The organism is Blastomonas natatoria (genome assembly GCF_003201955.1).
Classification (GTDB): domain Bacteria; phylum Pseudomonadota; class Alphaproteobacteria; order Sphingomonadales; family Sphingomonadaceae; genus Blastomonas; species Blastomonas natatoria.
This window is the reverse complement of record NZ_QJJM01000005.1, coordinates 55,334-69,254: the sequence shown is the minus strand read 5'-3', so window position 1 is coordinate 69,254 and position 13,921 is coordinate 55,334. Positions and strand designations below refer to the sequence as shown.

The following is a 13,921-nucleotide window of genomic DNA, read 5'->3' as shown; positions in this document are numbered from 1 at the left end:
CGAACTGCGAAATGACTGCAAAGCCAAGGCGGACCCTTGCTGAATCGATGTCAGCGAGGGATAACCATCTCAATCTCATCCGGGCAATTGCCGCTGTTGCTGTCCTAGTTTCGCATGCATGGCCGATAGCTCTTGGGATGGGCTCCGTGGAACCAGTCGAGCGCGTTGTTGGCTACACGCTGGGTCAGCTTGCGGTGCTGATTTTTTTTGCGATCTCCGGTTTTTTAATTACTGCTAGCTATGATCGCTCTAGGTCACCCAAGAAGTATGTGATCGCACGATTTTTACGACTAATTCCTGGCCTTTTTATCTCTGTTGTTTTGATTGCAATAATCATGGGGCCACTGGTTTCTAGTCTCCCGCCTGCAATATACTTTTCAAATGCAGGCGTTTATGAATTCATTGTTAAGAACGCAATCCTGATTTCACCGCAATATAGACTGCCCGGTGTCTTCCAGACCAACCCGATGCAAGATGTTGAGGGGTCAATCTGGACTTTAGCCTATGAGGCGATGTGCTACGGCGTTATACTTGCCTTCGGGCTACTGGGCGGATTCAAAAATATCCGAATTCTCCGAATGATCACGGTAGCCATGATGGCTTTCCTTGTCGTATTGAACATCCAAGACTACTCGATTAGTCCACGGATCGACATATTTGTAGAATTTGCACTACCGTTCTCGTTCGGAATGGCATTTTATGCCTGGAAAAATGAAATAATTCTCTCACCTTTTTGGGCGTGTATAATCTTGGCAATTGCTTTTTTTTGCCATGACACAAAAATCTATCCCGTCTTTGTTGCTCTGGCTCTTTCGTATACAACGATATTGCTAGCATACACGGCAAGCACATGTTTGCTTGCCTATAATAGGCTCGGCGACTATTCCTACGGGATATATATTTACGCATTTCCCGTGCAAGGTCTTATGGTCCATATGAGCAAAGGTGCGATGTCTCCTGCTGAAAATATCGCGACAGCGTTGCCGATTACCATCTTCCTTGCAGTCGTTTCCTGGCACTTCGTTGAAAAGCCGGCGCTTCAGGTTGCCAAGCGATTTTAATTAACTTGCTGTTTCGCAAAATTTCTTGGCAGGAGAGTTCGAGCGTGCGGCCAAGTGCCTACGGTTCATCGCTCTGTAGGTAGCAGAATAAGCCAAGGCGATAGCAAAGAACATTGTGGCGAATAACACGCCTGACGAACCACCGTTATAGATTGGTGTCTGTAAGCTATATGCACTAAGTATAATGGCTGTGAGGACAACGGCTGAGGCCATATCGCTTGTGTAGCCTAATGATACAATGCGCTTGTAACTTGTACACCCGAGAAAGCAAATCAGAATATAAACGAGAAAGCCTAATATCCCATACATAAACAGGATGCCAATTAAGCCAATGTCAACGGGGTAAAAATAGGTAATTCCACTGATAGGTCGATACCCCTCGATGCCAAAAGAAATTCCAGCTCCGGTGCCCAAATATTCCCAAACCCTTTGGGATGCGATATCAATCGAGTTGGTTCGTACACTTGCTGACTGATCACCAAAATATAAATATGGATTCCAGTTAGGCTCGATCAAGATAATTAGCGAGGCAATTACGCCCACCATGAAAACTGAAAATGCGAGGCGACCAATTAATTCAGCCTTTGGCAAAATCAGATAGGCTACGATAACCGGGATCGATACGACGACGATGGCTCTTGATTCCGTTAGCCACCAGGCCAAGGCAAAGATCGCAGCCCAGATCGTGTGCAATAATCGGAAATTGGTTCTGATTTTGACGATCGTATAGGTTGTACCATAGACAAGCAGCAGCGCTGCAGAGTGTAGTCGGTCGCTTCGTCCGGCATCGTCAGCGCTTGCGATCCCGCGCGTGACGCCACCAGTATCAAGATACCCAAATCTCAGCGCTAGTGACGCCAAAATATAAAACAACGCATAGCCAATGCACAAATTGAAGAACCAGTTCAAAAGGCGTCCGAAAGTTCGATCATGAAGAGTCAAATAAAATAGGCCAGTGAAGGCGATTCCTACGTACTCTCCACCGGAATTGAAAGTAAACGGAACGCCAGAATTAATCGAGAAAATGTATAAGGAAGCAAATATGGCCAGCATGCTAATGAAAGACACAAGCGCCGGTAAGAAAAGACCCCGAAAAACACAAATTGTGGCGCCAAGCATTGCTACAAAAGCTGAGACTATGATGGCAGAGAGCCGAATTCCTTCACCGGCAGGTCCAAGCAAGTCTGCAATAAATGCATAAAAGAATAGCGTCGTTGCTATGGCAGCGATTGTAAGATATGCGTTTCCGAACCCCCCAATGGCAAACAGCGTATTTGGTCGTGCTGGTGGGTGATAGCCATGGCCGCGTACGGGAGCATAGGTTGGTGCGTGCAAGACTGAAATTCCGTTTGGGGGGGTGATAGCGGGACGCGTACCATGAAGGCGTTGCCGTTTGCAAACTTCGAAGGTCACGGCTCGTCCATTTTTTAACAGTCCCAACTCTGGCCTTGTGCACCTCGCCATAGAGCGCTTATCCGCGCCGATACGCCAGGATGATTATCGGTGGTGGATCGAGGAGTTTGGTTCACCGCTCTCATAAACTGACCGGCGGGGCTGCTTCCTCTGTGGAGCGCAGGATGAAAAAAATGAGCGTTTCCCGCAACACGACCTACAATCTCATCGGCGCTGCGCTGCCGATCGCGCTCGCGCTCGCAACCGTGCCGGTTTACCTCAAGCTGGTCGGGTCCGATCGCTACGGCGTTCTGGCGATTGCCTGGCTGCTGCTCGGCTATTTCGGTCTGTTCGATCTGGGGCTCGGCCGGGCGACCTCGCAGCGGATTGCCGCGCAGCGCAATGCCGATCCTGCCGATCGCGCCGCAACTTTCTGGACCGCACTGTGCGTCAACGGCGTGATGGGGGGCATCGGTGCGCTGATCTTCTGGCCGGTTTCTTACTATCTCTTCGGCCATTTCTTCCGTGTTGACGAAGCGCTTCGCCCGGAAGTGCTGGCCGCAGCCCCGCTGCTGGCGCTTGCGGTTCCCATCGCCACCTCCACCGGCGTGCTGACGGGTGCGCTGCAGGGGCGCGAGCGCTTTCTCGAGGTCAATATCATCTCGGTGATCTCGACGACCCTTTTCCAGTTGCTGCCCCTGGCCGTCGCCTGGCTTTATGGACCCTATCTTCCGATCGTGCTGCTCTCGGCTCTTGCTGCACGGGCGATTGCGTTGCTGGTGCTTTGGCAGCGCTGCCGAAGCGATCTGCTGCGCGGGCAGGCGGTCCGTCCCGACTGGAAGCTGGTCAAGCCGCTGCTCAGCTATGGCGGCTGGGTGATGCTCACGTCGATCGTGGGGCCGATGCTCGTCATGTCGGACCGGTTCCTGATCGGTGCGATCCTGGGTGCCGTGGTCGTGGGACATTATTCGGTGATCTTCCAGCTAGCCGAGCGCATCACCGTGGTGCCGATGGCGCTGACCAACGCGATGTTTCCGCGGCTGGCGCTGCTGACGGGGGAGGAGGCCAATCGGCTCGCGGCCGACGCGATCCGGGCTGTCATGACGGTGATGACCCCCATCATGGTGGCTGGCATCTTCATCCTCGACCCGTTTCTGTCGCTCTGGGTTGGCGCAGAGATAGCGGCAGAGGTCGGCTTTGTCGGAAAGATCCTGCTGATCGGCTTCTGGGTCAATTCGCTGGCCCTGGTGCCCTATGCCCGGCTGCAGGCGACGGGCCGGCCCGATCTTGTTACCAAGGTCCTGCTCGCAGAGCTGCCGCTCTATATCCCGGCGCTCTATTTCGCGGTCACCAGTTTCGGGCTGGTGGGTGCGGCCGTGACCTTCGCCATCCGGCTGGCGGTCGATTATGTCCTGCTGTCGCTCGTCGCGGGGCGTATCGCAGCGCCGCTGGCGACCATCATCTGTTTCGGCTGGCTGCTGACAGCCCTCGGCATATCCGAGCTCGCCCCGGTTCCGCTGGGCGTCAATCTGGCCATCGGTGCCGCGATGGCGATGATTGCCGGCGGTTATGGCCTGTGGATAGCTCCCGACCAGCTGCGCCAGCTGGTCGCCCGGCTGCTGCCATGGGGCGGGCATCTGCTGGTGCGATCGCGCTGACGGGTGGCTTCCAGTCATCCCGTGACACGACCATGCCGAACTGGCCCACTTGCAAGGCCTACGCTTGGCTGTATAGCTCCATGCCCGACGGGGTGACGCACATCCGGCGCTGCGACGCGCCTTCACGATCGAGGGGCCTGGCCGAGAGGCAGTATCAACCGAGCAGCATATCCGGCAGAACGGCGCTCCGCGCGCCCGCCTGATGCTGCCCGGCAGGGCCAAGAGGAGACTGGGTTTGGGCAAGGTGAACAATCGCAAGGGCATCATACTGGCAGGCGGCGCCGGGACGCGGCTCCATCCGCTGACCAAGGCGGCATCGAAGCAGCTGATGCCGGTCTATGACAAGCCGATGATCTATTACCCGCTCTCCACGCTGATGCTGGCAGGCGTGCGCGAGATCCTGATCATCACGACGCCGCACGACCAGGCCTCGTTCAAGGCGCTGCTCGGCGATGGCAGCGACTGGGGCATCTCGCTCACCTATGCCGTCCAGCCCGATCCCGGCGGTCTGGCCCAGGCCTATCATATCGGCGCGGATTTTGTTGGCACCGATCCTTCGGTGCTCGTGCTGGGCGACAATATCTTCTACGGCCATGGCCTGGTCGATCTGCTTTCTGCGGCGAATGCGCGGACCGAAGGCGCAACCGTGTTCGGCTATCATGTCAGCGATGCGCGCGCCTATGGCGTCGTCTCGTTCGATGCGAACGGCAAGGCCGAGACGATCGAGGAAAAGCCGGAAAATCCCAAGTCCAACTATGCGGTCACGGGGCTCTATTTCTATGACGGACGCGCGGTCGAGCTCGCGCGCGATCTCAAGCCCTCGCCGCGCGGCGAGCTCGAGATTACCGACCTCAACCGGCTCTATCTGGAAGCTGGAGAGCTTTCGGTCGAGATCATGGGCCGCGGCTATGCCTGGCTCGATACCGGCACGCACGGATCGCTGCTCGATGCCGCGCTCTATGTCCGCGTGACCGAGGAGCGTCAGGGACTCAAGATCTGCTGTCCCGAGGAGATTGCGTGGCGAAGCGGATTTATCGACGACGCCCAGCTCGAGCGGATTGCAACGCCGCTGCGCAAGAGCGGCTATGGCGATTATCTGGTGCAGCTGCTCAGGAACAAGGGGCAGGTCTGGTGATCGTAACCTCAGTCGATATCCCGGGCCCGCTGGTCATCGAACCCAAGGTGTTCGGCGACGAACGCGGCTTCTTCCTCGAAAGCTGGAACGAGGGCCGCTTTGCCGAGGCGGGTCTGGACTGGACCTTCGTCCAGGACAACCACAGCCGCTCCGCCAAGGGCGTGCTGCGCGGCATCCATTTCCAGAATCCCAATCCCCAGGGCAAGCTGGTGCGCGTGGTCTCGGGCGCGGTCTGGGACGTCGCAGTCGATCTGCGCCGCTCCTCGCCGCATTATGGCCAATGGTTCGGGCTGGAGCTGTCGGCCGCGAACAAGAAGATGTTCTGGGTACCACCCGGCTTCGGCCACGGGTTCCTGACGCTCGAGGACGGCACCGACTTTCTCTACAAGTGCACCTCGCTCTACGATCCTTCGGCAGAACAGTCGCTGCAATGGAATGACCCTGCGGTGGGCATCGACTGGCCGCTGGACGGAATCGAGCCGCAGCTTTCGGCGAAGGATCGCGAGGGGACGCCGTTCGATCAGATCAGGGCTTACGCATGAAGGTGCTGATCGTCGGCGGCAAGGGCCAGCTCGGCCGGGGACTGGCTGCCACTGCGCCTGCGGATGCGGAGATCGTCAGCCACGATATCGACACGCTCGACATCGGCGATGCTGACGCCTTGCGTGCCTGTGTCAGCGACGTGAAACCCGCCACCCTGTTCAATGCCGCCGCCTATACAGCGGTCGACAAGGCGGAGAGTGAGGAGGCGCTGGCGCTGGTCGTCAACGGCACTGCCGTGGGCACGCTGGCGGATGCGGCGCGCTCGGTTGGCGCGCGGTTCATCCATGTCTCGACCGATTTCGTGTTCGATGGCACCTCGGGCATACCCTATGCCCCTGATGCTGCACCCAATCCGGTCAGCGCCTATGGCCGCACCAAGCTGGCGGGCGAACAGGCAGCGGGACCGGATGCCCTGATCGTGCGCACAGCCTGGGTCTATGCACCCACTGGCGGTAATTTCGTCCGCACCATGCTGCGCCTCATGAAGGAACGGCCAGAGGTCCGCGTCGTCGCCGACCAGATCGGCACGCCGACCTATGCGCCGGACCTCGCCAGGGCCTTGTGGACGCTGGCGGCCCGGGGTGTCACCGGCATCCACCATTATACCGACGCAGGCGCGGCCAGCTGGTACGATTTTGCCGTCGCGATCCAGGAGGAGGCGCTGGCCATCGGTCTGCTCGACAAGGCCGTGCCCGTCATGCCCATTGCCACTTCCGATTACCCGACACCGGCACGCCGTCCGCATTATTCGGTGCTCGACAAGACCAGCGCCTATGCCGCGCTCGGCGGTCCCGCGCCGCACTGGCGCAGCAACCTGCGCATCATGCTGCGCGAAATCGCCCGGAACGGATAAGCGATCGTGCCGATGTGGTTGTTGCGCGGTTGTGAACCGGACAGAGGCATGCTAGCCGCACGCTCTTGCTGCGGCGCAGCATTGGGCATCCGCTTGCCGCCATGCGTTTGTAGAGAAGAGTAGATACTGATGGCCAATCTGATCGTGACCGGCGGTGCCGGATTTATCGGTGCCAATTTCGTTCACCGCTGGCGCAAGGTCGAGCCGGGCGACGGCATCGTGGTGCTCGACGCGCTGACCTATGCCGGCAACCGCGCCAATCTGGACGGGCTCGATGGCGTCGAGCTGGTCGAGGGCGATATTTGCGACACCGATCTGGTCTCGAAGCTGATCGCCGATCACCAGATCGATACCATCGTCCACTTTGCCGCCGAAAGCCATGTCGACCGCTCGATCACCGGGCCCGATGCCTTTGTCACGACCAATGTCGTCGGCACGCACAGCTTGCTCAAGGCCGCCAAGGCCGCATGGCTGGACAAGGGCACGGGCCGTCCGCACCGCTTCCACCATGTCTCGACCGACGAGGTCTATGGCTCGCTCGGTCCCGATGATGCCGCGTTCAGCGAGACCACTGCCTATGCGCCCAATTCGCCCTATTCGGCCTCCAAGGCGGGCTCCGACCATCTGGTGCGGGCCTATCACCACACCTACGGCCTGGAGACGACGACCAGCAACTGCTCGAACAATTACGGGCCGTTCCAGTTTCCGGAAAAGCTGATTCCGCTGTTCATCCTCAACGCCCTGTCGGGCCGCAACCTGCCGATCTATGGCGATGGCATGAACGTACGCGACTGGCTGCATGTCGAGGATCACTGCCTCGGCATCGAGCTCATCCTGAAAAAGGGCCGGGTCGGCGAGGTCTACAATGTCGGCGGCGGCCAGGAGCTGCCCAATATCCGCGTCGTCGAGGAAATCTGTGCCGGTGTCGATGCTGCCTTCGCTGCCGACCCCTCGCTTGCCGAACGTTTTCCCGATGCGCCGGCGGCGAAGGGCCAGCCGACCGCCAGCCTCAAGACCTTTGTCGAAGACCGCAAGGGGCATGACCGCCGCTATGCGATCGACGAGCGCAAGATCCGTGGCGAACTCGGCTATGAACCGGCGCGCGACTTTCCGCAGGGCTTTGCAGAGACGTTGCGCTGGTATCTGGCGAACGAGGGCTGGTGGCAGCCGCTGCTGGAGCGCGCCAAGCTCAACGCGCGCTGATTGCCCGGAGGTCCGGTCGTGAACAAGTCTGCTCCCGCTCAGCATCGCTCGGTCAACATCCTCGGCTGTCGGGGCGTTCCCGCCGCGCATGGCGGTTTCGAGACCTTCGCCGCGCGGCTTGCGCCCTATCTGGTGCAGCATGGCTGGGACGTGACCGTCTATTGCCAGGACGATGTCGCTCCCGGCAGCGACCTGACGGTGTTCAGCGACGAATGGCAGGGCGTGCACCGCCGCCATATCCCCACGTCGCGATCCGGCCCGGTCGGCACGATCAGCTTCGACCTCAAGGCGACACGCGACGTGCTGTCGCGGCCGGGGGTCGACCTGGTGCTCGGCTACAACACGGCGGTCTTCGCTGCGCTCAATCGCATCAAGGGCCGCAAGGTCGTGATGAACATGGACGGCATCGAATGGAAGCGCGCCAAATGGTCGGGCCTGGCCAAGGCCTGGTTCTACCTGAACGAGCGCGCCGGATCGTGGTTGTCCCAAGTGGCGATTGCCGACCATCCCTCGATCGCCGATCATCTGCGCGATACCAGCGGCATCTCGTCGATCGTCATCCCCTATGGCGCTGACCTGGTCACCCAGGCGGATGCCGCGCTGCTGGCGCCGCTGGGCGTGCAGCCGAACCGCTATTTCGTGTCGATCGCCCGTATCGAGCCGGAAAACTCGATCCTGGAGATCGTCGAGGCCTTTTCGCGCAAGCACAGAGGCGATGCCCGGTTGATGGTGCTGGGCAAGCTGGAAGAGGGCAACGCCTATCATCAGCGCGTCAAGGCGGCGGCCAGCGCCGAGGTCATCTTCCCCGGCGGCATTTACGAGGCGGACCGGCTAGGCGCCGTCCGCTTCCATGCGCTCGCCTATATGCACGGTCATCAGGTCGGCGGCACCAATCCCTCGCTGGTCGAGGCGCTGGGCGCGGGCAATCCCGTGATCGCGCATCGCAACCGCTTCAACCTGTGGACCGCAGGCGAAGGCCAATTCTATTTCGACAGCGTCGACGAATGCGAGGCGCAAATGGAGCGGCTTCTGGCCGAACCGTCTGCCGCCGAGACTGCAAGAGCTGCAGCCCGCGCGCGCTTTGCTCGCGACTTCGAATGGGAAAAGGTGCTCGGCCAGTATCGCGCCCTGCTGGAAGACGTCGCGGACGGCAAGCCTGTCCGCGAGGCCTATTGATGGATCGGAAGGCGGCGTGATGGCCCCGGCCTCCGACCAGCAGCCGCGTGTCGCCATCGCCATCGTCAACTGGCGCAATGCGGCAGACACCATCGCGTGCCTCGAATCGCTTCAGCAGCTTGCTGACCGCGATGTGATGGTGGTGCTGTGCGACAACGGCTCGGCCGACGGATCGGTGGAGAAGTTCGTCGCCTGGGCAAGCGACCGGCTGGCTGCCAGGGGACGCAGCTTCCGTCTGTGGCGCGACGGGGAGCAGCCGTCCGAACCGCCGCGCGACTATCTCAGCATCATCGCCTCGCAAGCCAATCTCGGCTTTGCAGGAGGCAACAATCTGTGCATCCGTCTGGCGCTCGCCGATCCCGGCATCGAGGCGGTATGGTTGCTCAACAACGATACCGAGGTGCTGCCCGATTCGCTCGGCGCGCTGCGCGATCGGATGAAAGAAGATGCGCGGGTCGGCATCTGCGGGTCCACTCTGGTCTATCATTTCGACAAGCAGACGGTGCAAGCGGTCGCGGGCCGGTATGACATAAGCCGGGGCACGGGGCATGAAATCGGCCAGGGCCTGACCATCGCCACCCTGCCTTCGCGGGCCGAAGTGGAATCGCAGATGAGCTATCCGCCGGGAGCCTCGATGCTGGCTTCGCGCAGGTTCATCGAGAAGGTCGGTCTGATGGAGGAAAGCTATTTCCTCTATTTTGAAGAGCTGGACTGGACGCTTCGGGGCAAGCCGGATTTCGCGGCGGGCTGGGCGCCGGCATCGGTGGTCTATCACAAGGAGGGCGGATCGATCGGCACTCATGCCCGCGGCCGCCCCAGCGACCTTTCGCTCTACTATAATCTCGTCAACCGGTTGCGCGTGGCCCGGCGTTTCGAGCCTGCAGCGCTGCCGGTCAATCTTGCCAGGCTCGCCGCGATCGCTGCAAAATACGCCATCCAAGGCGACCGGCGCGCCGCGCGCATCGCGTTGCATGCCCTTGGCGACTTTGCCAGCGGGCGTTACCGCACCGGCGCCTGGCTGTCTGCCAGCCGCCCATCAGAGCCCAGCCAGGGAAGAAACTGACCACCATGTCGACTGCCCAGAACGGCTCCAAGCCGCCGATCGCCATTATCGAGACCATCGGCTCGCACGGTGGCATGCATTATTATACGGACAATCAGGCGCACGCGCTGGTCAACCAGGGCCATCGCGTGACGCTCTATTCCCTGCCCGCGTCCACCGATGCCGGCGCGCGCTATCGCAAGGTCGATACCTTCAAGGCGATATACGGCCCCGATCCCAAGGCGATCCGGGGATTGCGGCTGATTCGCGATCTGACCACCGCGATTGTGTCGGCTAGACGATGGGGTGCCAAGGTCTGCATCTTCCATCTGTTCAAGATGGATATATTCGAGCTTTACGCCGCCCGACTCTGCCGGATGCTGGGGATGAAATCCATGGCGGTCGTGCATGACGTCGCTCGGCTCGATCAGCCGAACGATCGCCCGCAGCTTGCTCGCATTGCCGGTTTTACCGACTTGCTGATCACCCATAACGGCTTTTCCGAGACGGCCCTGCTCCAGGCCCTGGCCGGCGCTCCGGCGAATGTGTCGGTCATTCCGTCGGGCAACTATATTGCCCAGTTCCCGAACCCTCCCTCAAAGGCGCAGGCGCGCGACAGGCTCAAGCTGCCGCACGACAAGCAGGTCATCCTGTTCTTCGGCAATCCCCGTCGCGAAAAGGGGTTGCATGTTCTGCTCGAGGCGATGGTGGCGCACCGCGATAACGAACGCCTGCTGGTGCTGGTGGCCGGAAAGATGAAGCCTGACGAGGAAGCCGAATATCGCGGATTTGCCCGTGCCAACGGGCTGGATGCGCGGGTCCGTTTCGACATCGGTCATGTCGATGATGCCGATGTGCCGTCCTATTACCGGGCGCCCGATATCGTGGCTTTGCCCTATCTCAGGATTTACGAAAGCGCGGTCGCCCTGATGGCGATGAGCCTCGAACGACCTGTGCTTGCCAGCGACCTTCCGCCCATGCGCGACGTGATTGGAGAGGATGTTCGCGGCTTGCTTTTTGCGGCAAGTGATGCGCAAGCGCTTTCCGCACGTATCGGCGATCTGATGGCTGATCCTGCAAGGCTTGCAGACCTGGCGGCAAACGCGGCACATTATGCCGCAAACGACCGCCACTGGGACGTGACCGGCAGGATGCTGTCAGCCGCCGCGCAATCACTCTGAGCCGCTAGCCGGAACAGCAGACCCCTGGAGGACGAATGAAGGCTTTAATCACTGGCGTCACCGGACAGGACGGCGCGTATCTGGCGGAAAACCTGCTGGGTCGCGGCTATACCGTCTATGGCACCTATCGCCGGACCAGCTCGGTCAATTTCTGGCGCCTTGAAGAGCTGGGCATCGACAAGCATCCGAACCTCCATCTGGTCGAATATGACCTGACCGACCAGGGGGCGGCCATCCGGCTGCTGGACACGACCGGTGTGACCGAGGTCTACAATCTCGCAGCGCAGAGCTTTGTCGGCGTATCGTTCGACCAGCCGCTGACCACCGGTGCGATCACGGGTCTCGGCGTCGCCAACCTGCTCGAGGCGATCCGCATCGTGAACCCCAAGATCCGCTTCTACCAGGCGTCGACCTCGGAGATGTTCGGCAAGGTCCAGGCTATCCCGCAGACCGAGGACACGCCCTTCTATCCGCGCAGCCCCTATGGTGTGGCCAAGCTCTATGCCCACTGGATGACGATCAACTATCGCGAAAGCTATGGCATTTTCGGCACCAGCGGCATCCTGTTCAACCATGAATCGCCGCTGCGTGGTCGCGAGTTCGTGACCCGCAAGATCACCGACACGGTCGCCAAGATCCATCTCGGCAAGGCCGATGTGCTGGAGCTCGGCAATATCGATGCCAAGCGCGACTGGGGCTTTGCCCGCGACTATGTCGAAGGCATGCGGCTGATGCTGCAGCATGACGAGCCCGAAACCTTCGTCCTCGCCACCAACCGCACCGTTACCGTGCGCGATTTCGTCTCGCTCGCCTTTGCCGAGATCGGCGTGAACATCGAATGGAGCGGCAAGGAGGAAAACGAGATCGGCAGCGATCCTGCGACCGGCCGCCAGCTGGTTCGCATCAACCCGCGCTATTATCGCCCGGCCGAGGTCGATCTTCTGATCGGTAGCGGAGAGAAGGCCGAACGGCTGCTGGGCTGGAAGAGCAGCACGTCGCTTGAAGATCTGTGCCGCCTGATGGTGGCGGCGGATATCGACCGCAACACGCGGGGCTTCTCGTTCTGATGCGGGTTCTCGTGACCGGCGCGGAGGGCTTTACCGGCACCTATCTGGTGGCGGAATTGCGCACGCGCGGTTGCGATGTCATCGCGCTGGCAAGCGACATCACCGATGCCGCAGCGGTCGATGCCGAGATCGCTTCGGTCAGGCCGGATCGGGTGATCCATCTCGCAGCGATCGCCTTTGTCGGCAGCGCGGCGGTGGATCCCTTCTATCAGGTCAACCAGCTCGGCACCTTTCACCTGCTGGAAGCCGTGGCGCGCCATGCACCGCAGGCGCATGTGCTGATCGCCAGCAGCGCCAACATCTATGGCAACGGGACCGGCGGCTATCTTGACGAAGCAACCCCGCCCAACCCGGCCAACCATTATGCCGTGAGCAAATGGGCGATGGAACTGGGGGCTCGTTTCTGGGCCGACCGGGTGCGCATGACGATCGTGCGGCCTTTCAACTATACCGGTGTGGGGCAGGACGAACAGTATCTCATCCCCAAGATCGTCCGCCATTTCCGGCGGCGCGAACCGGTGATCACCTTGGGTAACATCGACGTGAGCCGCGACTTTGGCGATGTTCGCTCGGTTGTTGCGGCCTATTGCGGCCTCAGCCTGGAGCCGCCGGAGGCAGTGGTGGTCAATGTCTGCACCGGCCGGGTGTTCAACATTCGTCAGGTCATTGCCATCGCTGCCAATCTGACCGGCCACGAGATCGAGATTGCCACCAATCCCGCATTCATGCGGCCGAACGAGGTGGAGATCCTGGCAGGCGACGCCACCTTGCTGCGGCGCCTGCTCCCGAGCTGGGAGCCGAGAAAGCTTGAGGATACGTTGGCTTGGATGCTGCGGGCATGATAGCAGCAATTGAAACAGCATTTCTGGGGTAATCGATGACACTGACCACGACTATGGACCCGTCCCGCATGGATTACCATAAACACATTCGTGAGGAGATTATCCCGCTTGTCCCTGATGCAGGTGGAACGTTGCTCGATGTGGGAGGCGGAGTCGGTGCTACTGCCGCGCGATTGAAGCACCTAGGCAAGGCGCAAAGGGTTGGCGTGGTCGATCTTATCGATTCGTCGATGGAGGGCGTTACAAAAGATTTCAGCTATAGCGGCAATATAGAGGACGCTCGTTTTCTTGATTCGGTGATCGAAGCAGAGGGTCCGTTCCAAACCATTTTGTGCCTTGATGTTCTCGAGCATCTGGTCGACCCGTGGGCAATCGTCGGGCGGCTGCACAAAGCCTTGGCTCCTGGCGGCGTTATCGTCGCCAGCATACCGAATGTTCGACATTATTCGGCATTTCTGCCTCTCGCATTTCAGGACCGGTGGGATTTGGCCGACGACGGTATTCTGGACAGAACGCACCTTCGTTTTTTTGTGCGCAGTACGGCCATCGAACTCATGACCTGTTCAGGTCTCAAGCTCGAAGAGGTGCGTGGTAATCTGGTGGGCGGCCGGAAGGTCAAGCTTGCTCGCGCGCTAAGTCTGGGTATGGTTAACAGCTTCACCTATCTTCAGTATCTGATCCGGGTACGCCGGGTCGACTGATTCGAGCCTTGCTTTGAGTCAAAGCCGTTGATCTCCTGACGGTCGGACGCGATGGGTCGTGCCGTCT

General features: G+C 60.0%; 13 protein-coding genes. 12 read left to right on the top strand and 1 reads right to left on the bottom strand.

The window, feature by feature from the left end; genetic code table 11:
* Positions 1-11 precede the first annotated feature (11 nt).
* A complete protein-coding gene (locus C7451_RS07430; protein WP_110298343.1) occupies positions 12-1,061 on the top strand; it encodes an acyltransferase family protein in 1,050 nt (349 codons plus the stop codon).
* Here the strand turns inward: C7451_RS07430 and C7451_RS07425 are convergent, their stop codons facing one another.
* The gene (locus tag C7451_RS07425) at positions 1,062-2,474 is read right to left on the bottom strand and encodes a hypothetical protein (RefSeq protein WP_146215307.1); all 1,413 of its coding nucleotides are present in this window, start codon (positions 2,472-2,474) and stop codon (positions 1,062-1,064) included.
* A 173-nt stretch (positions 2,475-2,647) separates the two neighbouring features.
* On the opposite strand from C7451_RS07425, the gene C7451_RS07420 reads away from it, so the two are divergent.
* The 11 genes from C7451_RS07420 to C7451_RS07370 all read left to right on the top strand — a co-directional run bounded on the left by C7451_RS07420 (position 2,648) and on the right by C7451_RS07370 (position 13,854).
* A complete protein-coding gene (locus C7451_RS07420) occupies positions 2,648-4,111 on the top strand; it encodes a flippase (RefSeq protein ID WP_167398468.1) in 1,464 nt (487 codons plus the stop codon).
* 235 nt (positions 4,112-4,346) lie between these two features.
* A complete protein-coding gene (gene rfbA, locus C7451_RS07415) occupies positions 4,347-5,246 on the top strand; it encodes a glucose-1-phosphate thymidylyltransferase RfbA (RefSeq protein WP_425266469.1) in 900 nt (299 codons plus the stop codon).
* A complete protein-coding gene (gene rfbC / locus C7451_RS07410) occupies positions 5,243-5,788 on the top strand; it encodes a dTDP-4-dehydrorhamnose 3,5-epimerase (protein WP_146215306.1) in 546 nt (181 codons plus the stop codon). Before rfbA ends, rfbC begins: the two co-directional genes overlap by 4 nt.
* Positions 5,785-6,642 (top strand): dTDP-4-dehydrorhamnose reductase, encoded by an 858-nt coding sequence (rfbD, locus tag C7451_RS07405; RefSeq protein ID WP_110298339.1) that lies wholly within the window; start codon positions 5,785-5,787, stop codon positions 6,640-6,642. Before rfbC ends, rfbD begins: the two co-directional genes overlap by 4 nt.
* 129 nt (positions 6,643-6,771) lie before the next feature.
* Complete coding sequence (rfbB, locus tag C7451_RS07400; RefSeq protein WP_110298338.1) at positions 6,772-7,845, top strand: dTDP-glucose 4,6-dehydratase; 1,074 nt, start codon at positions 6,772-6,774, stop codon at positions 7,843-7,845.
* 18 nt (positions 7,846-7,863) lie between these two features.
* The gene (locus C7451_RS07395; RefSeq protein ID WP_110298337.1) at positions 7,864-9,021 is read left to right on the top strand and encodes a DUF1972 domain-containing protein; all 1,158 of its coding nucleotides are present in this window, start codon (positions 7,864-7,866) and stop codon (positions 9,019-9,021) included.
* A gap of 19 nt (positions 9,022-9,040) precedes the next feature.
* On the top strand, positions 9,041-10,084 hold the full coding sequence (locus tag C7451_RS07390) for a glycosyltransferase family 2 protein (RefSeq protein WP_110298336.1): 1,044 nt from the start codon (positions 9,041-9,043) through the stop codon (positions 10,082-10,084).
* Between the two features lie 5 nt (positions 10,085-10,089).
* Entirely contained in the window at positions 10,090-11,244 is a 1,155-nt protein-coding gene (locus C7451_RS07385; RefSeq protein WP_110298335.1) for a glycosyltransferase family 4 protein, read from the top strand.
* A 35-nt stretch (positions 11,245-11,279) separates the two neighbouring features.
* On the top strand, positions 11,280-12,311 hold the full coding sequence (gene gmd, locus C7451_RS07380; RefSeq protein WP_110298334.1) for a GDP-mannose 4,6-dehydratase: 1,032 nt from the start codon (positions 11,280-11,282) through the stop codon (positions 12,309-12,311).
* Positions 12,311-13,153: a GDP-mannose 4,6-dehydratase gene (locus tag C7451_RS07375; RefSeq protein WP_110298333.1), complete on the top strand. Its 843-nt coding sequence runs from the start codon at positions 12,311-12,313 to the stop codon at positions 13,151-13,153. Before gmd ends, C7451_RS07375 begins: the two co-directional genes overlap by 1 nt.
* Before the next feature lie 35 nt (positions 13,154-13,188).
* On the top strand, positions 13,189-13,854 hold the full coding sequence (locus tag C7451_RS07370) for a class I SAM-dependent methyltransferase (protein WP_110298332.1): 666 nt from the start codon (positions 13,189-13,191) through the stop codon (positions 13,852-13,854).
* Positions 13,855-13,921 lie beyond the last annotated feature (67 nt).